Here is a 24,617-nt window from a genome sequence, read left to right on the forward strand (position 1 = left end):
TCGGTCCGGTTCGTCCGGGGACTCCGGGGTCGAAACTCCGACCTCCGTGAGCCGGGCTCGGTTGCCGATAGACGGTGCCGTACGCCGACTGCCGTGCCGGTATGGCTCGTGACCGTCTCCTCGGGTGATCCGAGGACATGTCATGGCCGCAGGGGTGACGGGTATCGGCCTTCCGACCGGTTATATTTGAATTCGACGTCAGGTTCAACCGCCCCGCGCTCTTGACAGCCCCTCCCCTTACCGCAAGGGTACCGACCAGTCGGTACGAAGGGGTGGATCGTGACTCGGCTGAGCATCTCCACGCCTGCGGGCGTGTTCGACACGATCGCGGCCGGTCCCGCCGGGGGCCGCCCGGTGCTCTTGCTGCACGGATTCCCGCAGACGGGGGTGGCGTGGCGGCGGCAGATCGAGGCGTTGGCCGCGCAGGGCTACCGGGTGGTGGCACCCGACCAGCGTGGGTACTCCCCGGGGGCCCGCCCCCAGCGGCCCGAGGACTATCGGATCAGCCATCTCGTCGACGACGTCGTGGCGATCACGGAGGAACTGGGCTGGGCGACGTTCGACCTGGTCGGCCACGACTGGGGCGGCGCGGTGGCCTGGTGGACGGCTGACGCCCACCCCGGCCGCGTGCGCACTCTCACGGTCGTCTCGACCCCGCACCCCGGCGCCCTGGCCACCACCCTGCGCACGGATGAGGACCAGCGCAGTCGCTCGCACTACATGATCTACTGGCGCGAAACGCCCACGACCGAAGAGCGCATGCTGGCCCACGACGCCCAGGAGCTTCGCGCTTTCTACGCCGGAAAGGTCCCGCAAGACAGTGCGGACGCCTATGTGCGTCGCCTGTCCCAGCCTGGCGCTCTCACCGCTGCGCTGAACTGGTACCGCGCCGGCCGCCCCGACGGCGCGATCGGCGTCATCGACGTTCCCACGCTGTACGTCTGGAGCACGGACGACAGCGCGTTCGGCCCGGCAGCCGCGCAGGAGACCGAGCGATGGGTCAGCGGGCCGTACCGATTCGAGATCCTCCAAGGCGTCAGCCACTGGATCCCCGAGGAAGCGCCCGAGCCGCTGAGCCACCTGCTGCTCGACCATCTCCGAGCGCACGGCGAGTACTCGAACCGCAGCGAAAACGCTGTCGTCGTCCCTCAGAAAGGGTGACCCCCATGGAGACTGCGCGTGCAGCCTGGCGCCGCCTCGAGCCCGTACACGCCATGATCTACTTCGCCCCTGAGGCAAGGCGACGGTACGCGGAGCTCGGCCTGAGCGGACGCGCCGGCTACTTCGCCTTCCGCAGCGCCGCCTTCGGCCGGGCCTCCGCCGAACTGGTCATCTCCACCTTCTACAACTTCAACCCCGAGGCCGTACGGCAGGCGGTCGACGGGGTCTGGGAGACGGCGACGCCGCAGCAGGTGCTGGACGCGCGGTACGCCGCGGCGGGCGAGGCTCTGCGGCGGGCGAAAGTCCACGAACTGCCCTACCTGAGCGAGGTCCTGGCGCTGACCCGCCGGGCGGCCGAGGCGGCCCGCGAACACGCGCAGGGCCGCCCGCTGTTCGCCGCGCATGCCGCACTGCCTTGGCCGCAGGAGCCGGTGCTGCAGCTGTGGCACGCCCAGACACTGCTCCGGGAGTTCCGCGGAGACGGCCACGTGGCCTGCCTGCTGAGCGAGGGCGTCGGCGGCTTGGAAGCCCTGATCCTGCACGCCGCCACCGGTGACGTACCCGTCGAGTTCCTCAAAGCCAGCCGCGCATGGCCCGAGGAGGAGTGGACCGCCGCCGAGGAGCGCCTGCGCGAGCGGGGTCTCCTGGACGGCGACTCCCTCAGCCCGGAAGGCGCGACCCTGCGCCGACACATCGAGGACCGCACCGACCGCCTGGCCCTTCCCGCCTACGCCGCACTGGGTGAAGCCGACTGTGAGCGGCTCGCCGATCTCGCGAGCCCCTTCGGCCGCGCCGTCGTCGAAACCGGCCTTCTCAAGGTCGGCTGACCGTCACCTCTCCCCTCCGCCTCGTGCTTCATCGGCTGGAACTGCCGGTCATGCCCTGAGAGAGGCTGCGTGCCACGGCCGCGGAGGGGGGAAGTCGTGTGCTCAGTGCCGCCGCCGGACGACGCAACCGCCGAACAGCTCCTCAGTCTGCGGGCGCTCCATGTCGCTCCAGGCGCGGTGCTTCGCTCGGCTCACCGCAGTCGCTCCTTCCACCTTCCGGTCCGCCTGTCGACCGCATGATGTGAGGGTTGGTGCCCAGCCGCTGGGCGATCTCCACTTCGCCGTGCGTACGGCGGAGGCCGCGCTGCTCGAACAAGCCCTTGCGGCGTTTGACGGCAACGACCATCCCCGGGGGCTTGTGGATGGCCGCGAAGACGTCCCGGGCCTCGGCGCCGCGCGACAGCGCCAGGTCGGCGCCCACATCGCCGTGTACGTCGTCCCCGGCGAGCGGGCGCCGTCGAGTGTGCCGAGGATGAGAGTGGGTCGTGGCATGCTGGCGCGATGGCATCCCCCCTTGAGCGCATGCCCCTTGCCGAGCGCGTCGAGCAACTCCTTGCCCCTGGTGGCCCGTTGCCCATCGTCGCGGCCGGTGACCCCGTGCTGCGGAACGCCGCCGAGCCGTTCGACGGGCAGTTGGACCCCGCGCTGCTGGCCCGGTTCGTCGAGGCACTGCGCGTCACCATGCGCGCGGCGCCGGGCGTGGGCCTCGCGGCACCGCAGGTCGGCGTGCCGCTGCGGATCGCGGTCGTCGAGGACCCGGCGACGGTGCCGGACGAGGTGCGGCTGGCGCGCGGGCGGGTGCCGCTGCCGTTCCGGGTGCTGGTCAATCCGTCGTACGAGCCGGTCGGCACCGCCCGTGCGGCGTTCTTCGAGGGCTGCCTGAGCGTGCCGGGCTGGCAGGCGGTGGTGGCACGGCACGCCGGCGTGCGCCTGCGGGCGTCGGACGAGCACGGGCACGCGGTGGACGAGCCGGTCTCCGGCTGGCCCGCGCGGATCGTGCAGCACGAGACGGACCACCTCGACGGCACCCTCTACCTGGACCGGGCCGAGCTGCGCTCCCTGTCCTCGAACGAGGCGGCGGCGCAGCGCTGGGCGCAGCCGACGCCGGCGAAGGCCGCGCAGGCCCTGGGCTTCACCCTGCCGTGACGCCGGGGCCGGACGTCGCGCCGGTCCGTGCGGGCGCCACCGCACCGGAAGCGGGCCTCCGCACGGACCGGCCCGCCACCGCCCTCGGCGACCGGCGCCCGGTCGAGTCCGGGGCCGCGCGGCACGCCGGACCACTCCTCCCGGCAACCGGTGCGCAGCGGGGCATGCCGCCCCGCCGTGCGACCGAACCACTCCCCCGGCGGCGGACCGGCGCTCGCCACTCGCCGTCCTCGACCTCGTCGAGACCGGCGCCGAGTGCGGCCCGGCGTCCCTCCGCATGAACCGGGCGACTCCCCCGGCGGCGGACCCACGCCCGCCGCTCGCCGTCCCCGACGTGGCCGGGACCGGCGCCGACTGGGATCCGGTGCCCGCCGCACGAGCCGGACGCCTGCGCCGGCGACCGGCGCGGTCGGGCCCGGCGCCGCGCCGCAGGGCCGGTCAGCCCCGGTACGCCTCCAGCAGCCGCAGCCACACCTCGCTGATGGTGGGGTACGAGGGCACCGCGTGCCACAGCCGGTCGACCGGGACCCGGCCGGCGACGGCGATGCTCGCCGAGTGGACCAGCTCGCCGACGCCGGGGCCGACGAAGGTGACGCCGCGCAGGAAGCCCTCGTCCAGGTCCACGACCATGCGGGCGCGGCCCCGATAGCCCTCGGCGTACAGGCCCGCGCCGGCGACCGAGGAGAGGTCCACGTCGACGGCCCGGACGCGGTACCCGGCCTGTTCGGCCTCCGCCAGGGACAGGCCCACGGAGCCGGCCTCCGGGTCGGTGAAGACGACCTGCGGTACGGCGTGGTGGTCGGCGGTGGCGGCGTGGGCGCTCCACGGGTCGGTCTCCAGGAGCGGCACGCCGGCGGCGCGGGCGCCGATGGTGTCCCCCGCGATGCGGGCCTGGTACTTGCCCTGGTGGGTGAGCAGGGCGCGGTGGTTGACGTCGCCGACCGCGTAGAGCCAGTCGGTGCCGGTGACCCGCAGGGTGTCGTCGACCGGCAGCCAGGAACCCGGTTCGAGGCCGACGGTGTCGAGGCCGATGTCGTCGGTGCGCGGGGCGCGTCCGGTGGCGAAGAGGATCTCGTCGGCCTCGAGGCGGTCGCCGGCGCCGGTGACAGCCACCACGGTGCCGTTCTCACGGGTCACCGACTCCACCGACGTGCCGAGGCGGAGGTCCGCGCCGGCCTCGGCGAGCGCCTCGGCGACCAGCTCGCCGGCGAAGGGCTCCATCCGGGGCAGCAGCCCCTTGCCGCGCACCAGGACGGTGACCTGCGAGCCGAGCGCCTGCCAGGCGGTGGCCATCTCGGTGGCGACCACACCTCCGCCGACCACGATCAGCCGGCCCGGCGCCTCCTTGGCGCTGGTCGCCTCGCGGCTGGTCCACGGTTCGACGCCGGCGAGGCCGGGCAGGTCGGGCAGCTGGGCGCGGCTGCCCGTGCACACGGCGACCGCGTGCCGCGCGGTCAGCACCTTCCGCGTGCCGTCGGCGCCGGTGACCGTCACCGTGCGCGGGCCGGCGAGGCGGCCGTGCCCGCGATGGAGGTCGGCGCCGATGCCGTCGAGCCAGCCGACCTGGCCGTCGTCGTGCCAGTGGGAGGTGAACTCGTCCCGGCGGGCGAGGACCGCGCCCGTGTCGAGGGGGCCCCGCACGGCCTGGCTCAGGCCCGGCAGGCGGCGGGCGTCGGCGCGGGCGATGACCGGGCGCAGCAGGGCCTTGCTGGGCATGCAGGCCCAGTAGGAGCACTCGCCGCCGACCAGCTCGCTCTCCACGACCGCGGTGGCCAGTCCGGCCGCGCGGGTGCGGTCGGCGACGTTCTCCCCCACGGGCCCGGCCCCGAGCACCACGACGTCGTACGCGATGGTTTCCGTTTCCGTCATGGGGTCAGTCTGGTGGGTGGTGTGCGTGTCGGCCACACGGGTACGTGCGCGGAATACGCCGCAGGTCGGCCGCGTTGTGCCGACGGTTTCGTCCCGCACCGGGAAGCCCTACCAGGAAGAGGGAATCGCCATGAGCAGCACCGTGGAGCTCACCAAGGACAACTTCGACCAGACGGTCACGGAGAACGACTTCGTCCTCATCGACTTCTGGGCGGACTGGTGCGGGCCGTGCCGTCAGTTCGCCCCCGTCTACGAGAAGGCCGCTCAGGACAACCCCGACCTGGTGTTCGGCAAGGTGGACACCGAGGCGCAGCCGGAGCTGGCCGCGGCCTTCGGCATCCAGTCGATCCCGACGCTGATGATCGTCCGGGACCAGGTGGCCGTGTTCGCGCAGCCCGGGGCGCTGCCGGAGTCCGCGCTGACGGACGTCATCGGGCAGGCGCGCGATCTCGACATGGACGAGGTCCGCAAGGCCGTCGCCGAGCAGCAGTCGCAGGTGGAGCAGGACGGACAGTGAGGGCCTGGACGACGCCGTCCCACAGCGGCCGCCGGGACGAACGGTGGGCTCCCTCCGGAGGAGGAGGGAGCCCACCGTTCTTCTGTGTCCGCCGCGTCAGCTGGACTCGCGGTGGATGACGGTGGCGCCCAGCACCGGGTGGGTCCCGGGCGGGGCGCCGGGGTCGCGTACGGCGCGGTCGACCAGCTCGGCGAGGTCGCGGCCGGACGGCAGCTCGATGCGCACCGTGCTCAGCCGGGGCCGCAGCAGCCGGCCCAGCATGAGGTCGTCGGCGCCGATCACGGCCGTCTCCCCGGGCACCCCGATCCCCTCGTCCTGCAGGGCGCGCATCAGCAGCATCGCGTACTCGTCGTTGTAGGCGAACACCGCGTCCAGCGCGAGGCCGCGCCAGCGCGCGGCGAGCCGGGCGGCGTCCTGCTCCGAGTAGGCCAGGGGCAGCGGGGTCACGGTGGCGTCGGTGTCCCGCAGGGCGCGGCGGACGCCGTCGAGGCGCGGAGCGGAGAACGCCTCCAGGCCGCGCTCCTCGGGCACGACCACGCCGATGCGGCGGCGGCCGCGGTCGTACAGGTGGGCGCCGGCGCAGTGGCCGACGGCCCGGTGGTCCATGAGCAGGGCGTGCGCGCCCTCGACGGACTCCGGGCCCAGGGTGACCACGGCGCGGGCGCCGGCGTGCTTGAGCACCGCGACCGCCTCCGGGCCTAGTCCCGAGCCGGGCGCGAGGACGGCGACCGGGCGCAGCTCCGCCCAGGCCCGGGCGGCCTCGTCGCCGCGCAGGCCGGGGGTGCCGTACTGCACGACGGTGTAGTCGAGTCGGCTGAGCGCCCACTGCAGGTCGTTGAGGAACTGCCAGTAGAGCGGACCCACCGGGACCGCCGGTGCGGGCATCAGCACCATGCGGCTGTGCCCGGCGCGCAGGCTGCGGGCGCCCGCGTGCGGTACGTACCCGAGTTCTCTGGCGGCCTCGTGGACCCGGCGGCGCGTGGGCTCGCTGATCCGGACGGCGCGCGTGTTGTTCAGGACGTAGGAGACGGTCGCGCGGGAGACGCCGGCCAGGCGCGCCACGTCGGCGCTCGTGGGCACACCGCGGGGGGCGGGGCACGACGGAGCGGAGGACGACGGCGCCGGGGGCGACGGCGCGGGCGATGTCGGTATCTGCACCATGACGTACGGCATCCTGGCAGAAGCCCGGGCGGGCGCTCGGGGCGGGGTGCGCCGCCGCGCGGAACGCGCCACGCGCAGCCCCGCGGCCCGGGTCCGTTCCCAACTGCGTGTGGCTGCAGGCTCATTGGCGGTGCGCGCGCCCCGGCGGAGGCTGACGGCGGCGGGCGACCGGGGCGCGGCGCGGTGGGACCGGGGCGGCGGCGGCCCACCGGGCGCGGCACGGCGCCAGTGACCGGCGGCGCCTGCTCCGGCCGGTGCGGCGCGACGTGACCAGCGACGGCTCACCCGGCCGGTGCGGCGGTACCTGACAGGCGGCGGCCCACAGGGCGCGGCACGGCGCCAGTGACCGGCGGCGGCTCACCCGGCCGGTGCGGCGGTACCTGGCCGGCGGCGGCTCACCCGGCCGGTGCCGTGCCCGTGACGCGTGCGACCAGGTCGTGCCAGCCCGACTGCAGCCGTTCCATCGGCATGTGGCACTGCCTGGTCAGGTGGTGGATCAGCGCGGGGTCGAGGTACCCCATCAGCGTCTGGGCGAGCAGTTCCGCGTCCGCGTCCGGGACCGCCTGCCGCAGGAGCATCAGCACGTGGCCGTAGCGGACGCGGCGCGGCGGCACGGTGAACCGGCGCTCGGGACACGGTTCGGCCGCCAGTTGCAGTTCCAGGTCGTCGGCGGCGCGGCGCAGCGCGGCACAGCCGAACGCCCGCAGCCGCTCCACGGCCGGCGCGCCGGGGCCGAGGGGCGGCGGGCCGCCGAGGAACGCCGCCTGGAACTTCTTCTCGGAGTGGTCCAGCAGGGCCGTGAGCAGACCGGTACGGTCGCCGAAGCGGCGGAAGACCGTGCCCTTGCCCACCTGGGCGGCCGTGGCCACCGCCTCCATCGTGACGCCGGCCGCGCCGTGCTCCGCGACCAGGCGCGCGGCCGCGTCCAGCAGCCGGGCGCGGTTGCGCGCGGCGTCGGCCCGCAGGCACGGCTCGTCCCCGCCGGTGCCGATCTCGAGCAGAACCGGCTCGCCTGCGGGCTCCTGAGGCGTCGGGAAGGGCGGCAGCGCGCTGGGCATGAACACAGCGTAAAGCATGGGAGGGGAAACTGGACCGCGGTCCAGTTAGTCTGGTAGAAAATTAAACGGACCTTGGTCCGGATCATGAACCGCAGTGTTTCAGCCTCTTGGGAGACCCCCATGTCTGTTCGCATCCTCGCGCTCGTCGGCAGCCTTCGCTCCGGCTCGCACAACCGCCAGCTCGCCGAGGCCGCCGTCAAGCTCGCGCCCGAGGGCGCCGAGGTCGAGCTGTTCGAGGGCCTGGCCGAGATCCCCTTCTACAACGAGGACCTCGACGTCGAGGGCAGCGTGCCGGCCGCCGCCGCCAGGCTGCGTGAGACGGCGCAGGCCGCCGACGCGTTCCTGCTCTTCTCCCCCGAGTACAACGGCACCATCCCGGCCGTGCTGAAGAACGCCATCGACTGGCTGTCGCGCCCGTACGGCGCCGGCGCCTTCGGCGGCAAGCCGGTCGCCGTCATCGGCACCGCCTTCGGCCAGTACGGCGGTGTCTGGGCGCAGGACGACACCCGCAAGGCCGTGGGCATCGCCGGCGGCAAGGTGGTCGAGGACATCAAGCTGTCCATCCCCGGCTCCGTGACCCGCTTCGCGGACACCCACCCGGTCGACGACGCCGAGGTCGCCGCGCAGCTGACCGAGGTCGTCGCCCGCCTGCAGGGCACCGTCGGCGAGGTCGCGGCCGCCTGATCCGCGACGTCCGCCGAAGGGGCCGGGGCCATTGAGGCTCCGGCCCCTTCCGCGCGTCCGCCCCGGTGCCGCGCACCGTCAGCGGGCGGGCGCGCTGCGGCCGCATTCCGCACGCCGCGGCCGTGCGGCGCGACGCGCGCATCGCGCAGGCGGAGGCCAACCGGCTGGCCACCCAGACGGAGCAGCAGTCGTTCGCGGTCCCGCCGGACCACCGCCCGGTGCACCGTCCCAGGGGGCTCGCAGCCCCGTGGGAGCGGTGCGCGGCGCGACGGGCGCCCGTCGCGCCGGCGTCCGCCCCGCCGACGCGACTGTCAGACCGCGAGGAGGCTCAGACCGAGGGCGGTCAGCGCGACGGCCTTCGCCACCGACAGGCCGACGTACGCGAAGTGGCCGCGCGAGCGGGGCAGGTCCTCCCCGGCGAGGACCCGGGTCGGACCTGCGGTTGAGGGGGCGCACCAGGACCAGCCGGCCGGCGAGCAGCGCGGCTCCGCGGCGCGGTGCTGTTCATGCCGGTCATCGTGCAACCCTGTCGCCAGCGGCAAGGTCAACGCCTCACAGAGGGGCAGGACTTCACGCCCGCGGGCGGAGCGCGCAGCAGCGGTGCCTCGTTGCCGACGTCAGGCAGACCTGCGGCTGCCGGCTCGCGGGACTTCTTCCGACGCCTTCCCGTCGTGCACGTCAACGGCCTGCGGGGCGGCCCCTGGTGCGCATGGCGGCGCCCACTAGGGTGCCCTCGTGACCGCCTATACCGATCATGAGGACGTTCCCGGCCGCCACGGCCCCTCCGCCACCACCGAGGCCGACCCCCGCGAGGTCGGCCGGATACGCACCGAGTACGCGCCCGCGCACGACGGCGACCCCGATCCCGGGGAGATCGTCTGGACCTGGGTGCCTTTCGAGGAGAACGACGGGCGCGGCAAGGACCGGCCGGTGCTCGTGGTGGCGCGGGAGGCGGCGGGCACGTTCCTCGCCGTCCAGCTCTCCAGCAAGCGGCACGACGGCGACCGGGAGTGGGTGCCCATCGGCAGCGGCCCGTGGGACCGGTCCGGGCGCGACTCCTGGGTGGACGTCGACCGGGTGCTGCGGCTGCACGAGGAGGGCATGCGGCGCGAGGCGTGCGCCCTGGACCGGATGCGGTTCAGCCTCGTGGTGCACCGCCTCCGGGAGCGCTACGGCTGGCGCTGACCCGGTCCTGGGCGCGATGGGCGGGGCACCCGCCCCGCTCGGGCACGCTCCCGTCGCCGACCCGGCCCTCCCCCGGCCTGCCGGGAGCAGCAATCGCCTGACCGGCCGCCGGCCGCCGGCCGCCGTGAACGGGCCGGCGGCGGCCTCCGCGCCCGTCTCCGCGCCCCCGTCCCGCGTCCGCATCGCATCCGCGTCCGCCAGGGTCGCTGCCTGGGAGTCGTCCGGCCCGGCGGATGCGCCCCCGCACTCCCCCGCCGGACACCGCCCGCCTTGGCCGGAAACCGCCCCCGCCCGGAGGGCGGCGCCCCGGGACCGGGAGCCGCCCGGGGCGCGCTTTGGGCCGCGCGGAGCCGCCCCATTGCCGCGCGAGGCCGCCCCACGCCGTACGCGCCGCGGGCCGACGAGGCCGGAAGCGGCCCTTTCGCTGCGGCGGCCCCGCGCCGGCACACGCCCGTGGCGTCACCCCCGTGGACGCCACGGGCGTGCGTCCGTGCGGTCTCCCGCCGTGCCCGTGAACGCATCGTGAGCGATGCTTGTCCTGCTGTGCAACGCAGTTTCCGGGTACGCGGCGGCCGGTGGGCAAGCGGCCGGGAGGGAGAGCACGTAGGGGACGTCGACGCGATGCGCGCCCTTGTGCGGAGCCGCGCAAGGGTCTTGGGTGGGACGGAGCCACGCCGGCCCGCGCCTCGGACCGGCGGGTCGGCGACATCCTGGAAGCTCAGGAGGATCCTGACATGTCCGATGCGACAAGCGGCTGTACCGAGTCCCGGAGGGCCGTGACCGAGGCCGAGATCGAGGCCCTGGTCCACGGCATCTGCTTCAAGACCGGGCCGCCCCGCACCCTGGGGGTCGAGGTCGAGTGGCTCGTCCACGCGCCGCACACGCCCCATCTCCCCGTCTCGTTCGAACGCCTCGAAGCGGCCTACGCCGCCCTGCGGGGCGTGCCCCTGAGGTCGGCGCTCACCGTCGAACCCGGCGGTCAGCTGGAGCTCAGCTCGCCGCCCGCCGGCTCGCTGACGGAGTGCGTCGGCACCGTCTCCGCCGACCTCGACGCCGTCCGCGCCGTGCTCGCCGAGGACGGACTCCGCCTCGTCGGCCTGGGCCACGACCCCCGCCACCCGCCGCGCCGGTTCCTGCGGGAGCGGCGCTACGAGGCCATGGAGCGGTGCCTGGACCGCACCGGGCCGGCGGGCCGCCACATGATGTGCGCCTCGGCCTCCGTCCAGGTGAGCCTGGACGCGGGACACGAGGAACCCGGACCGCTCGGGTACGGGCGCCGCTGGTGGCTCGCGCACCAGCTCGGCCCGGTGCTGGTGGCCGCGTTCGCCAACTCGCCGCTCGCCGGGGGCCGGCCCACCGGCTGGCTCTCCACGCGGCAGCTGCGGTGGGCCCAGATCGGCCCGGCGCGGGCGGGGGCTCCCCCGCTGGACGGCGACCCCCGCGCCGCCTGGACCCGCCATGTGCTGGACGCGCCCGTGATGTGCGTCCGGGACGACGAGGGCCCCTGGCAGGTGCCCGAGCGCCTCACCTTCCGGGAGTGGGTGCGCTCGCGGAAGCCGAGGCCGCCGACCCGCGACGACCTCGCCTACCACCTCACGACGCTGTTCCCGCCGGTCAGACCGCGCGGCCACCTGGAACTGCGCATGATCGACGCGCAGCCCGGCGACGACGGGTGGATCGTGCCGCTCGCCGTGACCGCCGCGCTGTTCGACGATCCCGGGGCCGCGGAGACCGCCTACCGGGCAGTGAAGCCGCTCGCCGAGCGGGCGCGGCCGTACCCCGCCCCGCACAATGCGCTGTGGCGGGAGGCGGCCCGGTCCGGTCTCGCCGACCCCGAGCTGCGCGACGCGGCCGTCGCCTGCTTCACGACAGCGCTGGAGGCCCTGCCCCGGCTCGGTGCCACGCCCGAGGTCACGGCCGCCGTCGCCGCGTTCCGGGACCGCTACGTCCTGCGGGGCCGCTGCCCCGCCGACGACCTCCTCGACAGCCTGCGCGGTACGGGTCTGCCCGGGGCCGGGTGTCACCCGGCCGGCCCAGGCCCCGCCGCACACCGCCGGAAGGACATCGGCACATGACCGACGCCGTCCACGACGCCGAGACGCTCCGCGAGCGGGCGCTGGCCTCGCTCACCACGGCCCGCGACCGCACCACGCTCCTGACCTCCTGCGTCGAGGAGCCCGACCTGACCGCCCAGCACTCCCCGCTGATGTCCCCGCTGGTGTGGGACCTCGCCCACATCGGCAACCAGGAGGAGCAGTGGCTGCTGCGCGCGGTGGGCGGGCAGGAGGCCATCCGGCCCGAGATCGACGGCCTCTACGACGCCTTCGAGCATCCGCGCGCCGAACGCCCCTCGCTGCCGCTGCTGCCGCCGGACGAGGCCCGCCGCTACGCGGCCGAGGTGCGCGGCCGCGTGACGGACCTGCTGGCGGACTCCGCGTTCCACGGGACGCGGCTGACCGAGGCCGGCTTCGCCTTCGGGATGGTCGCGCAGCACGAGCAGCAGCACGACGAGACGATGCTGATCACCCATCAGCTCCGCCGGGGACCGCGGGCCCTGACCGCCCCGGACCCGGACCCCGCTCCGCCGTTCACCGGCCCGGCGGAAGTCCTCGTGCCCGGCGGCCCGTTCACCATGGGCACCTCCACCGAGCCGTGGGCCCTGGACAACGAGCGGCCCGCGCACGTCCGCGACATCGAGCCCTTCTTCATCGACACCACCCCGGTGACGAACGCCGCCTATCGGGCGTTCGTCGAGGACGGCGGCTACGACGACCCCCGCTGGTGGACGGCCGACGGCTGGGCGCACATCCGGCGCCACGGGATCGTCGCGCCCCTGTTCTGGCGCCGGGACGGCGGGCAGTGGCTCAGGCGGCGCTTCGGCGTCACCGAGGTGGTGCCGCCCGACGAGCCGGTGCTGCACGTGTGCTGGTACGAGGCCGACGCCTACGCCCGCTGGGCCGGACGGCGGCTGCCCACCGAGGCCGAGTGGGAGAAGGCCGCCCGCCACGACCCCGCGGCCGGCCGCTCGACGCGCTATCCGTGGGGCGACGCCGACCCCGCCCCGGCCCACGCCAACCTCGGCCAGCGCCACCTGCGCCCGGCCCCGGCCGGCAGCTACCCGGCCGGGGCCTCGCCCCTCGGCGTCCGGCAGCTGATCGGCGACGTGTGGGAGTGGACGGCGAGCGACTTCCTGCCGTATCCGGGATTCGCCGCGTTCCCGTACCGGGAGTACTCGCAGGTGTTCTTCGGCCCCGAGTACAAGGTGCTGCGCGGCGGTTCGTTCGCCGTGGACGCGGTGGCGTGCCGGGGGACCTTCCGCAACTGGGACTACCCGGTGCGGCGGCAGATCTTCTCCGGGTTCCGCACCGCCCGCTCCGCGGAGGCCTCCTGATGTGCCGTCACCTGGCCTACCTGGGGCCGGCGGAGCCGCTCGGCCGGGTCCTGGTGGACCCCGCGCACAGCCTGTACCGCCAGGCGTGGGCGCCGCGCCGCCAGCGCAGCGGAACGGTCAACGCCGACGGGTTCGGGGTCGGCTGGTACGCGGAGGGCGACCCGGTGCCGGCCCGCTACCGCCGGGCGGGGCCCCTGTGGGCGGACCTGTCCTTCGCCGACCTGGCGCGGGTGGTGCGGACCACCGCGCTGCTCGCCGCGGTGCGGGACGCGACTCTGGCGGGCGCGGACGCGGAGGCGGCCGCCGCCCCGTTCGCGGCGGACCGGTGGCTGTTCAGCCACAACGGTGCCGTGACCGGCTGGCCGGGCTCCCTGGCCGCCGTGTCCCGGACGCTGCCGCCCGAGGACCTGCTGTCGCTGGAGGCCCGCACCGACTCCGCGCTGGTGTGGGCGCTGGTGCTGGCGCGGCTGCGCGGCGGCGACGAGGCGGGCCAGGCGCTCGCCGACACCGTCCTGGAGGTCGCGGCGGCAGCCCCGGGCTCCCGGCTGAACCTGCTGCTCACCGACGGCGGGACGATCACCGCGACGGCGTGGGGCGACAGCCTGTGGTACCTCGCGGAGCCCGGCCGCCGCACGGTCGTGGCCGCCGAGCCCTACGACGACGACCCCCGCTGGACCGAGGTCCCGGACCGCACGCTGCTCGCCGCGAGCCGCACGGACGTGCTGCTCACCCCGCTCAAGGAACTCGACCCGAACCCGGCATCCGCACCGACCGAGGAGCCCCGTACGTGAGTGCGTTCCACGTCACCCGCCTTCTGCCCGAGGACGCCACGGCCGCCGCCCTGCGCGCCGACGTCCAGCAGGGCCTGACCTCCGTGCCCAAAACGCTGCCGCCGAAGTGGTTCTACGACGCGCACGGCAGCGACCTGTTCGAGCAGATCACCGCACTGCCCGAGTACTACCCGACGCGCGCCGAGCGGGAGATCCTCCTCGCCCGCGCGGGCGAGATCGCCGCCGAACTGCCCGCCCGTACGCTGGTCGAACTGGGCTCCGGCTCCTCGGCGAAGACGCGCCACCTGATCGACGCCCTGACCGGCCTGCGCACCTACGTGCCGGTGGACGTCAGCGAGAGCGCCCTCACCCAGGCGGGTGAGGCGCTGACCGCCGAGCGGCCCGGGCTCGACGTGCACGCGCTCATCGCCGACTTCACCGCCGGGCTGAGGCTGCCCGCCACGCCCGGGCCGCGGCTGGTCGCGTTCCTCGGCGGCACGATCGGCAACCTGCTGCCCGCCGAACGCTCCGCGTTCCTGGCCGCGGTGCGCGCCCTGCTCTCCCCCGGCGACGCGCTGCTGCTCGGCACCGACCTGGTCAAGGACGAGGCGGTCCTGGTCCGCGCCTACGACGACGCGGCCGGGGTGACGGCGGCGTTCAACAGGAACGTCCTCACGGTCGTCAACCGCGAGCTGGGCGCCGACTTCGACCCCGACACGTTCGAGCACGTCGCGCTGTGGGACGCCGGCAACGAGTGGATCGAGATGCGGCTGCGCTCGTCGGTGGCGCAGACCGTGAAGGTGCCCGCCCTCGGCCTCGCCGTCGACTTCGCGGCCGGCGAGGCCCTGCGCACGGAGGTGTCGGCGAAGTTCCGCAAGGAGGGCGTCCGTGCCGAACTGGCCTCCTCCGGGCTGGAGTTGGCCCGGTGGTGGACGGACACCGAGGGACGCTTCGCGCTGTCGCTGAGCGTGGCGGGGTAGCTCCGGGGACGCCGCGGAGGACGCCGGCGCGCCCGCCGGCCACCGGGAGGACGGCGGGGGACCCGGCCGTCCTCCCGGTGCAGCCGGGCGGGGCGCGACCGCGCTGCGGCGCCCCTGCCGCGCGGCAGGGGGCCGCCGGTGTACGCCGGCTGCGCGCACCCGTGCCGCCGGCGCTGACGGCGCCCGGCCCGCGGTCGGCAGGTCACGACGGCCGTCACCCGGCCCCCAGCCGGCACGTTACGACGGCCGTCACCCGGCCCCCAGCCGGCACGTTACGACGGCCGTCACCCGACCCGCGGTCGGCAGGCGAGCGATGAACGGCGCCGGGTGCCGGTCGGCAGGCGAGCGGCGGCCGGCCGGCGAGCGATGATCGGCGTCCGGCCCGCGGTCGGCGGGCGAGCAAGGCCGGCGCCGGGTGCCGGCCGGCAGGCGAGCGGGGGCCGGCCGGCGCCCGGCCCGCCGCCCGTCCTCACCTCGCGCGGCGACCTGGCGTGCGGCACGGTGGAGGGACGCGCCGTACGCACGTCACGGGCGGACGCGGCGTCCGCGTCCCCCGGTGGGAAGGAGCGCTCGCATGACCGACCACATCTACCGGCTCACCGAGATCGTCGGCACCTCGCGGGAGGGCCTCGACGAGGCCATCGTGAACGGCATCGCCCGCGCCTCGCAGACCCTGCGCAACCTGGACTGGTTCGAGGTGACGCAGGTCAGGGGGCAGATCGAGAACGGGGAGATCGAGCACTACCAGGTCTGCATGAAGGTCGGCTTCCGCATCGAGGACGCGGACTGACCGCCACCGCGCCACGGCGGTCGCCTCAGGTCCGCCCCTCCCGCTCCTGTGCGTCCTTCAACTCCGCGGAGGGTGACGCCCAGCGGGCCCGCAGGACCCGGAAGCCCGCCTGCTCCGCGTCCGCGCACACCAGTTCGTCGTCGTCCACGACCACGCGGATCTCGCGGTTCCGGGCGAGGCGGCGCAGGGTCTCCAGCTTGGTGCGGCGGGCCGGTCTGCGGTCGTGGTCCCGCCGCATGTGGAGGCGTCCCCCGGGCAGGCCGTGGGCCGCGAGCCAGTCCAGCGTGTCCTGGCGGTACCGCTCGGGCCGCCCGGTCAGGTAGACGACCTCGCACTCCCCCGCGCTGTCCCGGGCGAGCCGCACGCCCTCCGGGATCGGCGGGTCCGCCGGCGCGGCCGCGAAGAAGGCGTCCCAGTCCCGCGGCCTGCGCTCCAGGAACCGCTGGCGGTGCGCCGTGTCGGCGAGCGTGTTGTCCAGGTCGAACACGGCCAGGGGCCGCTTGCTGCTGTCCGTCACGCCGCCCAGCGTAGGAGCTCCGGGCGGAACGGGCGCCCCGGCCGCGGCGACGGGGCGGCCGCGGCCGTCCGGCGCGGTGCCGTCCCCCGGCCCACGACGGCGCCTCCCGCCCGCCGTAGGGCGCCGGAGCCGCAGTCCCGGCCCGGATGCGTGGCCGGGTCGTACGGCCGATGCTGGGAACATGTCCGGACCACTGCCCGTGATCGTCCACCCGCCCTCGCCGACGGGCGGCCGGCGCGTCCGCGTGAACGGCGAGATCCTCGGCCTCGCCTACAACGTCGGCGACGTCGCCGAGTTCCTGCGCCGTGCCGGGCTGGACGTCGACCCCGTGGAGGTGACGGTGTCTCCGCTGATCGACTGGCGCGGGGGCGGACCGGAGTACTGGGGGCCCGAACCGGAAAGGGAAGTGCCCTGAAGGCGGCCATGGGAGCCTCCGGTGTGACGCACGTCACACGGCGGGACGCAAGTTTCTCCCCGCGCGCTGATCCGTTCGCCTGACGCGTCCGTACTTCCTGGCGTACACGCCGTTCGCGTCTGGAGGCACCATGCCCATGTCCCGCAACACGATCGGAACCGTCTTCGTCGTGGGTGCGCTGGGTCTGACCCTCACCGCCCTCGCCTACCCCTCCATGCTCGGGGTGCAGAACACGACCGGCTCCCCGAACCGCATCATCGCCAACACCCCGTACGGCCCGCTCACCGAGGCCGACCGTGACTTCGTGGTCAAGGTGCGCTCGGCCGGGCTGTGGGAGTACCCCCTCGGCGAGCTGGCGCTGCAGAAGGGCTCGACGCCGCAGATGAAGGAAGCGGGCAAGCACCTGATCGTCGGCCACGCCGGACTCGACGCGATGTGCCGCAAGATCGCGCCCGAGCTGGGCATCACCCTGCCCAACCAGGCCACCCCGCAGCAGCAGCAGTTCGTGGCGACCTCGGCCGCCCAGTCCGGCCCGCAGTTCGACTCCACCGCCGCCAACATCATGCGGGTGACGCACGGCCAGATCTTCCCGGCGATCGCCAAGATCCGGGCCAGCACCGAGAACAGCCTGGTGCGCCAGCTCGCCAACCTGGCGAACGACACCGTGCTGGACCACATCACCGTGCTGGAGAACACCGGCACGGTCAACTTCGGCCAGGTCAACTTCGAGCAGACCTCCCCGCCGAAGCTGCCCAAGGACCAGCTCACCCCTCCCCCGCCGCAGCCCGGCGCGCCGATGGTCGTCCTGACCCCCCGCCCCGACCTCGGCGTCAACACCGCCACCCCGACGCCCAACCCGACCCCCAGCCCGTCGGTCGGCTGACCGGCGGCGAAGCGGGCCGCGCCGCCGGCCTCCGCACGGGCGCGGGCCGTCGGCCGCTCACCGCGGCTCCGTGAAGGCCGTCAGGCGGCGGGCGGGATGTTCTGGTTGGCGTGGAAGAGTTTCTTCACTGTCCTGCCGCCGCCCGGTGACCCGCAACCGGGCCGCGGAGGGCCACGGCAGCGGCTCCCGGCCGCCCACCGCGACGCGCGGCGGGCGGCCCGTACCGCCGGCACAGCGCCGGCGCGATCCGCGCGTACCGCGAGTCCTACGGGCCGCTCCGGACACTCGGCGGGGCCGGCGCCCCGACGTGCCGGGCGGGCGCCGGCTTCGGGGGGCGGGCGGGAATCCCGGGCCGCCCACCGCGTTGAACCCTGTGTGAGTTCCCTGATCGCTTCGACCCGTTTCTCCGTGCTCGACCGCTCACGCGTCCGGGAGGGGCACCCGGACGCCGAGGCGCTGCGGGACACCGTGCGGCTGGCGCAGGAGGTGGAGGCGCTGGGCTACCACCGGTTCTGGGTGTCCGAGCACCACGGCGTGCCCGGAGTCGCCGGATCCGCGCCGACGGTGCTGGCCGCCGCCGTGGCCGCCGCGACCCGCACCATCCGCGTCGGCACGGGCGGGGTGATGCTGCCCAACCACCGGCCCCTGGTGGTCGCCGAGCAGTTCGGCGTGCTGGAGTCGCTGTTCCCGGGCCGCGTCGACATGGGGCTGGGCCGTTCCGTGGGGTTCACCGGCGGAGTGCGCAAGGCCCTGGGGCGGGACCGGGACGACGCCGAGGACTTCGGGGCACAGCTGGAGGAACTGCTCGGCTGGTTCCTGGGCACGTCGCCGACGGGGGTGCACGCGCGCCCCGCCGAGGGCCTGCGCGTGCCGCCGTTCGTCCTGGCGATGGGCGAGGGGGCCGCCATCGCCGCGCGCGCGGGCCTGCCGATGGTCATCGGCGATCTGAGCGACCGCGACCGGATGCGGCGCGGCATCGACCACTACCGCACGCACTTCCGGCCTTCCCCCTGGGCCGCCGAGCCGTACGTCGTGATCTCCGGGGCCGTCGCCGTGGCCGCCACCCCGCAGGAGGCCCGGCGGATACTGGTTCCGGAGGCCTGGTCCATGGCGTACGCGCGCACGCACGGCACGTTCCCGCCGCTGCCGCCCGCCGATCAGGTCGAAGCCAGGCGGATGACCGGCAAGGAGCGGGGGCTGTACGAGGCCGGGCTGTCCGGCCGGCTCGCCGGCACCGGGGAACAGGTCGCGCACGAGCTGGAGACGGTGCTGAAGGAGACGGGCGCGCAGGAGGTCCTGGTCACCACCAGCACCTACGACCGGGCGGCCCTGCTGGACTCCTACCGCCGGCTCGCCGGGGTCCTCTCCTCCCGCTGACGCGCGCCGGCGAAGGAGGAGCCCCCGGCCGCTCCGGGCGGTGGTGGACATACGATCCCCGGATGATCGAAGGCAAGTTGGTAAGGCTCCGGGCACTGCGCGCGGAGGACGCGGAGCACCACCTGCGGTGGCGCAACGACCCGGAGGTGGTGCACTGGGCCACCGGTGGGGACCCGCGCTTCGGCCCGGTGACGGCCGAGGCCCTCGCACTCGGCTTCGAGACGATGCTGCGCCTGGACCCGAGGGAGTCGGCCGTTCTCACCGTCGAGGACCTGGCCGACGGCACGGTCATCGGCATGGTGGACTACCGGGACCTGGATCCGATCGCCGGGCAGGCCACGGTCGGGGTCACCATCGGGGAGCGAGACCGCTGGGGACGCGGCCACGGCTCGGACGCGCTGCGGCTCCTGGTGGCGCACCTGTTCGACTCCTTCGGGCTGCACCGCATCGGGCTCGACACCTGGAGCGGCAACGGACGGGCCGTCCGCGCGTTCACCGCGCTGGGCTTCCGCGAAGAGGGACGCCGTCGGGGTGCCGTGCTCGTGGCGGGCAAGCGGCACGACACCGTGCTGTTCGGGATGGTGCGGGAGGAGTGGCCGGGCGCGGCGCGCTGACCGCGGGAGCGGTCGGGAGCTGAGAATCCGCGACGGCAGCGGGGCGGCCGCGCCCGGCCCGCCGGCGCCAGTGCCGCACGGCAGCCCGGGACGCCCGCGGCCCGGCGGCGGACCCCGCCATAGGATGGCGGGGTTTGTCCCACCGGCAGCAGTCCCGTACGGAGCCCCGTCATGCACAGCCCCCACGATCCGTACGTCCGCGTGCGCGGTGCCCGCGAGCACAACCTCAAGGGCGTGGACGTCGACATCCCGCGGGACGCGCTGGCCGTGTTCACCGGGGTGTCGTTCCGGCAAGTCCTCGCTGGCGTTCGGCACGATCTACGCGGAGGCGCAGCGGCGGTACTTCGAGTCGGTCGCGCCGTACGCCCGCAGGCTGATCCACCAGGTGGGCGCGCCGAAGGTCGGCGAGATCACCGGGCTGCCGCCCGCGGTGTCGCTCCAGCAGCGGCGGTCCGCGCCGACGTCCCGGTCCTCCGTGGGCACGGTGACGAACCTGTCCAACAGCCTGCGGATGCTGTTCTCCCGCACCGGGCACTACCCGCCGGGCGCCGCACGCCTGGACTCGGACGCGTTCTCCCCGAACACGGCGGCCGGGGCGTGCCCCGAGTGCCACGGTCTGGGCCAGGTGCACGGCACCAGCGAGGAGCTGCTGGTACCCGACCCCTCGCTCTCGGTCCGCGAGGGTGCGATCGCCGCGTGGCCGGGGGCCTGGCAGGGCAAGAACCTGCGGGACGTCCTCGACGCGCTCGGGTACGACGTCGACCGGCCGTGGCGCGAACTGCCCGCCGAGCAGCGGGAGTGGATCCTGTTCACGGACGAGCAGCCGGTCGTGACCGTGCACCCGGTCCGGGAGGCCGGCCGCATCCAACGGCCGTACCAGGGCACGTACATGAGCGCCCGGCGGTATGTGATGAAGACGTTCTCCGACTCCCGGAGCGCCACCCTGCGGGCGAAGGCGGAGCGTTTCCTCACCAGCGCGCCCTGCCCGGTGTGCGGCGGCAGCAGGCTGCGCCCCGAGGCCCTGGCGGTGACCTTCGCGGGCCGGTCGATCGCGGAGCTGGCGGCGCTGCCGCTGACCGAACTCGCCGGTCTGCTGCGGGGCACGTCCGAGACGGCGCGGGTCCTCACCGACGACCTGAGGTCCCGGATCGCGCCCGTCGTCGAACTCGGCCTGGGCTACCTCAGTCTGGACCGCGCCGCACCCACCCTGTCGGCGGGCGAGCTGCAGCGGCTGCGGCTCGCCACGCAGCTGCGCTCCGGCCTGTTCGGGGTGGTGTACGTCCTGGACGAGCCGTCGGCGGGCCTGCACCCGGCGGACACGGAGGCCCTGCTGGTGATGCTGCAGCGGCTGAAGACGGCGGGCAACTCGGTGTTCGTGGTGGAGCACCACCTGGACGTGGTGCGCGGCGCCGACTGGCTCGTCGACGTCGGGCCGGGCGCGGGCGACCACGGCGGGCGGGTGCTGCACAGCGGGCCGGTGGCCGACCTGGCGCCGGTCGCGGAGTCGGCGACGGCCCGCTTCCTGTTCGACCGCTCCGCCGCGGCGCCGCGCGCCGTCCGCACGCCGCGCGGGCAGGTCGAGGCGGGCCCGGTCACCCGGCACAACCTGCGCGGGGTGACGGCGCGTTTCCCGCTCGGCGCGTTCACCGCGGTCACCGGGGTCTCCGGTTCGGGGAAGTCCACGCTCATCGGCGCCGTCACCGAGGACCTGCCGGGCGTCGGACGGCTGGTGTCGGTGGACCAGCGGCCCATCGGCCGCACCCCACGCTCCAATCTGGCCACGTACACCGGGCTGTTCGACACCGTGCGGAAGGTGTTCGCGGCCACGGACGAGGCCCGGGCCCGCGGTTACGGCGTGGGCAGGTTCTCGTTCAACGTGGCGGGCGGGCGGTGCGAGACCTGCCAGGGGGAGGGGTTCGTCAGCGTGGAGCTGCTGTTCCTGCCGAGCACGTACGCGCCGTGCCCGGAGTGCGCGGGGGCGCGCTACAACGCGGAGACGCTCGGCGTGACGTACCGGGGGCGGAACATCGCGCAGGTGCTCGATCTGACGGTGGAGAGCGCGGCGGAGTTCTTCGCGGACACCCCGGCCGCGGCCCGGAGCCTGACCACCCTCCTCGACGTGGGCCTCGGCTATCTGCGCCTGGGCCAGCCCGCGACCGAGCTGTCGGGCGGCGAGGCGCAGCGGATCAAGCTCGCGGGGGAACTGCAGCGCGGCCGCCGCGGTCACACGCTGTACCTCCTCGACGAGCCCACGACCGGTCTCCACCCGGCGGACGTCGAGGTGCTGATGCGGCAGCTGCACGGGCTCGTCGACGCCGGGCACAGCGTGGTCGTCGTCGAGCACGACATGGCGGTCGTCGCGGGTGCCGACTGGGTGATCGACATGGGACCGGGCGGGGGCGAGGCGGGCGGCCGCGTCGTCGCGGCGGGACCGCCGGCGGAGGTGGCCCGCGCGGCGGGCAGCGCCACGGCCCCCTACCTCGCACGGGCGCTGAGGCGACCGGGCACGGAGGGAAGCGCGCCGGCACACTGAACGCCGGACTCCCGGCCTGGCTTTCGGGCTCCTCGGGAGCGGCCCGAGGTCCGAGGACGAGCGCGGCGGCGGACCGCGCCGGGCACCCGGGGCGCCCGTCCTTCACCGCGGACCTGGGTGCCGCGCCGCGCCCGTCGCTCCCCAAGCCGGCCGACGCGCGGCCGACGCGCGGTCCGTGCCGCCGGTACGGCGGCCGCCCGCCCCCGGTGCGCGCGGCCGCGGACCGCGCCGGGCACCCGGGCCGCCCGTGTCCGGCCGACGTGGGGGCGGTGCGGTCCGGGCAGCCGGTACGGCGGCCCGGGGGCGGCCCGCCTCCAGTGACCGGGGCGGTGGACCGGAGCCGGGCCCGGCCGCCGTCCTTCACTGCGGACGTGGGTGCCGCGCCGCGCCGTCGCTCCCCCCAGGCCGGCCGACGCGCGGCCGACGTGCGGTCCGTGCCGCCGGTACGGCGGCCGCCCGCCCCCGGTGCGCGCGGCGGCGGACCGGAGGCGGGCCCGGCCGCCCGTCCTTCACCGCGGACGTGGGTGCCGCGTCGCCCCGTCACTCACCCCCGCCGGCAGCCGTCCGGGCCGCCGCTACGGCGGCCCGGGGGCGGCCCGCCTCCGGTGCGCGGGGCGGTGGCGGACAGGCCGCGGGAGGCGGAGGCGCGCCGTGCGCCCGGTCCGGCTCGGCCGCCCCGTCCGGCTGGGCGGCCCGGGCCAGGGCCCGGCGGTCCGGCCGGCTGCCCGCCGGGAGGACGGGCAGCACCTGCACCTCGGCCACCAGCCCCCGCGTCCGCGCCACCCGCCACAGCGAGGCGAGCAGGGCGTCCTCCCCGACGAACGCCGGTGCCGTGGTGGCCGCTCCACCGGCGAGGCGGTAACGGATGCGGACCGGCTGCACCGGCACCCGCGCGTCCAACGCGGCCTGGAACACCGCCCGGTGGAAGCGCCCCTGGGCACGCCCGCACCAGGTGCTGCCCTCGGGGAAGACCCCGACCGCCGCTCCGCCCGCCAGCGCCTCGGCCAGGCGCGCGACCGTCTCGGGCAGGGCCCGCAGCCGGTCCCGCTCGATGAACAGGGTGCCGCCGCGGACCGCCAGCCATCCCGCCACCGGCCACCGGCGGATCTCCGCCTTGGCCAGCATCCGCGCCGGCCGCACCGCGGCCAGCAGCGGGACGTCCAGCCACGAGATGTGGTTGGCGACCAGCAGCAGACCGCCGGTGGGCGCGGGGGCCCCGGCGACGCGGACCCGGACCCCGAAGGCCCGCACGATCGCCCGGCACCACCGCCCCACCAGGTCCGTGGGGATCCGCCGGCCGAGCGGCAGCAGCGCGATCCCGGCGAGCAGGAGCACCGTTGCCGCCGCGAGCCGCAGCGCGGCGCGTGGTGCGGCCGCCGTGCGTTCCGCGGCTTCGACGCACGTTCCCGGGGTGCAGGGAGCGCTGGGCGGCGGGCCGCTCACCGCAGCGGTGCGAGGGAGAGGAAGTGCCGCAGGTAGCGCTGGTCGACGCGGCGCATCGACAGCAGCACGTACAGGTCGGCGACGCCGAAGTCCGGGTCGTGCGCGGGCTCGCCGCACACCCAGGCGCCCAGGCGCAGGTAACCGCGCAGCAGCGCCGGCAGGTCCGCGCCGGCCGCGGGCCGCGCCGCGGTCTGCGCCACCCACGGCAGCAGCGGCCGCACGTGGTACTCCGCGGGGGCCAGGTGCCGGGCACGGACGCGGTCCCAGACGGCGGACGCCAGCCCGCCGCCGTCGGCGAGCGGGACCGAGCAGCAGCCCCCCAGCCACTCGTGGCCGCGGTCCGCCATGTAACGCGCGATGCCGGCCCACATCAGGCCGATGACGGCGCCGCCGCGGTAGTCCGGGTGCACGCAGGAGCGGCCCACCTCGACCAGTCCGGGCCGGACCGTGTCGAGCGGCGCGAGGTCGAACTCGCTTTCGGAGTACAGCCGTCCGGCGATCGCGGCGCGCTCCGGCGGCAGCAGGCGGTAGGTCCCGACGACGTGCCCGGTGGCCGTGTCGTGGACCAGCAGGTGGTCGCAGTAGGCGTCGAAGGCGTCGATGTCGTAGCCCGGCTGCGGGGTGGACAGCAGGGCGCCAACCTCCCCGGCGAAGACGTCGTACCGGAGCCGCTGCGCGGCCCGGACGTCCGCCTCGTCACGGGCGAGGGCGATGGTGTAGCGGGTGGGCGCCGAGGGCTGTGGGGCGCGGTCGAGCGTGGTGCCGCCGGTCATGGCTCTCTCCTGGTCACGGGCCCGGGCCGGCCGGGCGGCGGATCCCCTGCTCGAACGGGGCCGGGAGCGTGGGGAGGCGGACCGGTGAGGTGCGGGCCGCCGTCCCTGTTCTCCCGATGCCGGCTGACCTCGGCGTGACCGGAGCGGAGCGGCGGAGTGTGGGGTTGCTGAATGCCGGGGGTGCCTGGCGGGACCGGGAGGAGCACCGCTCCCGGTCCCGCCCGTCCGCACCCTGTCGGCGAACGTCTGCTGGGCCGCGGCGGCCCGGAGCCCGTGGGTCGGCACCGTCCGTGGCACCGGTCCGGCCCTGGCCGCGTGCCGGGCGGCCCGAGCCCGCCCTCGAGACCGCTCCGGCGCCGGCCGGGTGCCGGACGGTCCGGGCGTGTCCTGCGGCGACCCGGCGCCGGTGACGCACCGACACCGGGACGCGCGGCCGGGTCGGTACGGACCGCTCCGGACCCTTCCCGTCGCGATGTCCGTCCCGGACGGGACCGGGCGGGACCGGACGAGACGGGACGGGACC

At 75.5% G+C, this 24,617-nt stretch carries 22 protein-coding genes and 1 pseudogene; 16 read left to right on the forward strand and 7 right to left on the reverse strand.

The features are described from left to right. The first annotated feature begins 279 nt into the window (after nucleotides 1-279). From ABZ920_RS03425 to ABZ920_RS03435, 3 genes are all read left to right on the forward strand, one after another. On the forward strand, nucleotides 280-1,161 hold the full coding sequence (locus ABZ920_RS03425; protein WP_361498285.1) for an alpha/beta hydrolase: 882 nt from the start codon (nucleotides 280-282) through the stop codon (nucleotides 1,159-1,161). A 5-nt stretch (nucleotides 1,162-1,166) separates the two neighbouring features. Next, a complete protein-coding gene (locus ABZ920_RS03430) occupies nucleotides 1,167-1,988 on the forward strand; it encodes a hypothetical protein (protein ID WP_361498287.1) in 822 nt (273 codons plus the stop codon). A gap of 501 nt (nucleotides 1,989-2,489) precedes the next feature. Next, nucleotides 2,490-3,134, forward strand: coding sequence for a peptide deformylase (locus tag ABZ920_RS03435; RefSeq protein WP_361498289.1), 645 nt, complete (start codon nucleotides 2,490-2,492; stop codon nucleotides 3,132-3,134). Nucleotides 3,135-3,572: 438 nt separating this feature from the next. Here ABZ920_RS03435 and ABZ920_RS03440 read toward each other — a convergent pair whose 3' ends face one another. Next, the gene (locus ABZ920_RS03440; protein WP_361498291.1) at nucleotides 3,573-5,003 is read right to left on the reverse strand and encodes an NAD(P)/FAD-dependent oxidoreductase; all 1,431 of its coding nucleotides are present in this window, start codon (nucleotides 5,001-5,003) and stop codon (nucleotides 3,573-3,575) included. Between the two features lie 130 nt (nucleotides 5,004-5,133). Between ABZ920_RS03440 and trxA the strand changes: the two genes are divergently transcribed. Next, complete coding sequence (gene trxA / locus ABZ920_RS03445; RefSeq protein ID WP_361498293.1) at nucleotides 5,134-5,520, forward strand: thioredoxin; 387 nt, start codon at nucleotides 5,134-5,136, stop codon at nucleotides 5,518-5,520. Between the two features lie 96 nt (nucleotides 5,521-5,616). Here trxA and ABZ920_RS03450 read toward each other — a convergent pair whose 3' ends face one another. After that, the gene (locus ABZ920_RS03450; protein ID WP_361498295.1) at nucleotides 5,617-6,681 is read right to left on the reverse strand and encodes a LacI family DNA-binding transcriptional regulator; all 1,065 of its coding nucleotides are present in this window, start codon (nucleotides 6,679-6,681) and stop codon (nucleotides 5,617-5,619) included. Between the two features lie 395 nt (nucleotides 6,682-7,076). Next, complete coding sequence (locus ABZ920_RS03455; RefSeq protein ID WP_361498297.1) at nucleotides 7,077-7,739, reverse strand: helix-turn-helix domain-containing protein; 663 nt, start codon at nucleotides 7,737-7,739, stop codon at nucleotides 7,077-7,079. A 120-nt stretch (nucleotides 7,740-7,859) separates the two neighbouring features. Here ABZ920_RS03455 and ABZ920_RS03460 point away from each other — a divergent pair, with 120 nt between their 5' ends. After that, on the forward strand, nucleotides 7,860-8,423 hold the full coding sequence (locus ABZ920_RS03460) for an NAD(P)H-dependent oxidoreductase (protein WP_361498299.1): 564 nt from the start codon (nucleotides 7,860-7,862) through the stop codon (nucleotides 8,421-8,423). Between the two features lie 311 nt (nucleotides 8,424-8,734). On the opposite strand, the gene ABZ920_RS03465 is transcribed toward ABZ920_RS03460, so the two are convergent. After that, complete coding sequence (locus ABZ920_RS03465; protein WP_361498381.1) at nucleotides 8,735-8,965, reverse strand: hypothetical protein; 231 nt, start codon at nucleotides 8,963-8,965, stop codon at nucleotides 8,735-8,737. A gap of 193 nt (nucleotides 8,966-9,158) precedes the next feature. On the opposite strand from ABZ920_RS03465, the gene ABZ920_RS03470 reads away from it, so the two are divergent. The 6 genes from ABZ920_RS03470 (at nucleotide 9,159) to ABZ920_RS03495 (ending at nucleotide 15,539) form a co-directional block, all read left to right on the forward strand. Then, nucleotides 9,159-9,608, forward strand: coding sequence for a type II toxin-antitoxin system PemK/MazF family toxin (locus tag ABZ920_RS03470; RefSeq protein ID WP_361498301.1), 450 nt, complete (start codon nucleotides 9,159-9,161; stop codon nucleotides 9,606-9,608). A gap of 734 nt (nucleotides 9,609-10,342) precedes the next feature. Next, on the forward strand, nucleotides 10,343-11,683 hold the full coding sequence (gene egtA, locus ABZ920_RS03475; protein ID WP_361498303.1) for an ergothioneine biosynthesis glutamate--cysteine ligase EgtA: 1,341 nt from the start codon (nucleotides 10,343-10,345) through the stop codon (nucleotides 11,681-11,683). After that, the gene (gene egtB / locus ABZ920_RS03480; RefSeq protein ID WP_361498305.1) at nucleotides 11,680-12,999 is read left to right on the forward strand and encodes an ergothioneine biosynthesis protein EgtB; all 1,320 of its coding nucleotides are present in this window, start codon (nucleotides 11,680-11,682) and stop codon (nucleotides 12,997-12,999) included. Before egtA ends, egtB begins: the two co-directional genes overlap by 4 nt. Next, complete coding sequence (gene egtC, locus ABZ920_RS03485) at nucleotides 12,999-13,790, forward strand: ergothioneine biosynthesis protein EgtC (RefSeq protein ID WP_361498307.1); 792 nt, start codon at nucleotides 12,999-13,001, stop codon at nucleotides 13,788-13,790. Before egtB ends, egtC begins: the two co-directional genes overlap by 1 nt. Beyond that, entirely contained in the window at nucleotides 13,787-14,749 is a 963-nt protein-coding gene (gene egtD, locus ABZ920_RS03490) for an L-histidine N(alpha)-methyltransferase (RefSeq protein WP_361498309.1), read from the forward strand. Before egtC ends, egtD begins: the two co-directional genes overlap by 4 nt. A 574-nt stretch (nucleotides 14,750-15,323) precedes the next feature. Then, complete coding sequence (locus tag ABZ920_RS03495; RefSeq protein ID WP_361498311.1) at nucleotides 15,324-15,539, forward strand: dodecin; 216 nt, start codon at nucleotides 15,324-15,326, stop codon at nucleotides 15,537-15,539. Between the two features lie 25 nt (nucleotides 15,540-15,564). On the opposite strand, the gene ABZ920_RS03500 is transcribed toward ABZ920_RS03495, so the two are convergent. Further along, nucleotides 15,565-16,056: an HAD family acid phosphatase gene (locus ABZ920_RS03500; RefSeq protein ID WP_361498313.1), complete on the reverse strand. Its 492-nt coding sequence runs from the start codon at nucleotides 16,054-16,056 to the stop codon at nucleotides 15,565-15,567. Nucleotides 16,057-16,237: 181 nt separating this feature from the next. Here ABZ920_RS03500 and ABZ920_RS03505 point away from each other — a divergent pair, with 181 nt between their 5' ends. The 5 genes and pseudogenes from ABZ920_RS03505 (at nucleotide 16,238) to ABZ920_RS03525 (ending at nucleotide 21,878) form a co-directional block, all read left to right on the forward strand. Then, on the forward strand, nucleotides 16,238-16,471 hold the full coding sequence (locus ABZ920_RS03505; protein WP_361498315.1) for a hypothetical protein: 234 nt from the start codon (nucleotides 16,238-16,240) through the stop codon (nucleotides 16,469-16,471). Between the two features lie 130 nt (nucleotides 16,472-16,601). Next, complete coding sequence (locus tag ABZ920_RS03510; RefSeq protein ID WP_361498316.1) at nucleotides 16,602-17,354, forward strand: DUF4142 domain-containing protein; 753 nt, start codon at nucleotides 16,602-16,604, stop codon at nucleotides 17,352-17,354. 375 nt (nucleotides 17,355-17,729) lie between these two features. Next, the gene (locus tag ABZ920_RS03515) at nucleotides 17,730-18,731 is read left to right on the forward strand and encodes an LLM class flavin-dependent oxidoreductase (RefSeq protein WP_361498318.1); all 1,002 of its coding nucleotides are present in this window, start codon (nucleotides 17,730-17,732) and stop codon (nucleotides 18,729-18,731) included. 62 nt (nucleotides 18,732-18,793) lie between these two features. Then, nucleotides 18,794-19,345, forward strand: coding sequence for a GNAT family protein (locus ABZ920_RS03520; RefSeq protein WP_361498320.1), 552 nt, complete (start codon nucleotides 18,794-18,796; stop codon nucleotides 19,343-19,345). Nucleotides 19,346-19,516: 171 nt separating this feature from the next. Beyond that, a pseudogene (locus tag ABZ920_RS03525) lies at nucleotides 19,517-21,878 on the forward strand (excinuclease ABC subunit UvrA). A 540-nt stretch (nucleotides 21,879-22,418) separates the two neighbouring features. On the opposite strand, the gene ABZ920_RS03530 reads toward ABZ920_RS03525, so the two are convergent. Both ABZ920_RS03530 and ABZ920_RS03535 read right to left on the reverse strand, forming a co-directional pair. Next, the gene (locus ABZ920_RS03530) at nucleotides 22,419-23,321 is read right to left on the reverse strand and encodes a lysophospholipid acyltransferase family protein (protein WP_361498322.1); all 903 of its coding nucleotides are present in this window, start codon (nucleotides 23,319-23,321) and stop codon (nucleotides 22,419-22,421) included. Further along, nucleotides 23,318-24,094: a GNAT family N-acyltransferase gene (locus tag ABZ920_RS03535; protein ID WP_361498324.1), complete on the reverse strand. Its 777-nt coding sequence runs from the start codon at nucleotides 24,092-24,094 to the stop codon at nucleotides 23,318-23,320. Before ABZ920_RS03535 ends, ABZ920_RS03530 begins: the two co-directional genes overlap by 4 nt. Nucleotides 24,095-24,617: the final 523 nt, after the last annotated feature.

The sequence above is a fragment of the Streptomyces sp. NPDC046831 genome, assembly GCF_040645305.1.
In the GTDB taxonomy this organism is placed as follows: Bacteria; Actinomycetota; Actinomycetes; order Streptomycetales; family Streptomycetaceae; genus Streptomyces.

What these genes read in the sequence shown, in the direction of transcription:
- ABZ920_RS03430 (WP_361498287.1), top strand. Translation starts at nt 1,167, where the DNA reads ATGGAGACTGCGCGTGCAGCCTGGCGCCGCCTCGAGCCCGTACACGCC.
- ABZ920_RS03435 (WP_361498289.1), top strand. Translation starts at nt 2,490, where the DNA reads ATGGCATCCCCCCTTGAGCGCATGCCCCTTGCCGAGCGCGTCGAGCAA.
- ABZ920_RS03440 (WP_361498291.1), bottom strand. Translation starts at nt 5,003, where the DNA reads ATGACGGAAACGGAAACCATCGCGTACGACGTCGTGGTGCTCGGGGCC.
- trxA (WP_361498293.1), top strand. Translation starts at nt 5,134, where the DNA reads ATGAGCAGCACCGTGGAGCTCACCAAGGACAACTTCGACCAGACGGTC.
- ABZ920_RS03450 (WP_361498295.1), bottom strand. Translation starts at nt 6,681, where the DNA reads ATGGTGCAGATACCGACATCGCCCGCGCCGTCGCCCCCGGCGCCGTCG.
- ABZ920_RS03455 (WP_361498297.1), bottom strand. Translation starts at nt 7,739, where the DNA reads ATGCCCAGCGCGCTGCCGCCCTTCCCGACGCCTCAGGAGCCCGCAGGC.
- ABZ920_RS03460 (WP_361498299.1), top strand. Translation starts at nt 7,860, where the DNA reads ATGTCTGTTCGCATCCTCGCGCTCGTCGGCAGCCTTCGCTCCGGCTCG.
- egtA (WP_361498303.1), top strand. Translation starts at nt 10,343, where the DNA reads ATGTCCGATGCGACAAGCGGCTGTACCGAGTCCCGGAGGGCCGTGACC.
- egtB (WP_361498305.1), top strand. Translation starts at nt 11,680, where the DNA reads ATGACCGACGCCGTCCACGACGCCGAGACGCTCCGCGAGCGGGCGCTG.
- egtC (WP_361498307.1), top strand. Translation starts at nt 12,999, where the DNA reads ATGTGCCGTCACCTGGCCTACCTGGGGCCGGCGGAGCCGCTCGGCCGG.
- ABZ920_RS03495 (WP_361498311.1), top strand. Translation starts at nt 15,324, where the DNA reads ATGACCGACCACATCTACCGGCTCACCGAGATCGTCGGCACCTCGCGG.
- ABZ920_RS03505 (WP_361498315.1), top strand. Translation starts at nt 16,238, where the DNA reads ATGTCCGGACCACTGCCCGTGATCGTCCACCCGCCCTCGCCGACGGGC.
- ABZ920_RS03510 (WP_361498316.1), top strand. Translation starts at nt 16,602, where the DNA reads ATGCCCATGTCCCGCAACACGATCGGAACCGTCTTCGTCGTGGGTGCG.
- ABZ920_RS03520 (WP_361498320.1), top strand. Translation starts at nt 18,794, where the DNA reads ATGATCGAAGGCAAGTTGGTAAGGCTCCGGGCACTGCGCGCGGAGGAC.
- ABZ920_RS03535 (WP_361498324.1), bottom strand. Translation starts at nt 24,094, where the DNA reads ATGACCGGCGGCACCACGCTCGACCGCGCCCCACAGCCCTCGGCGCCC.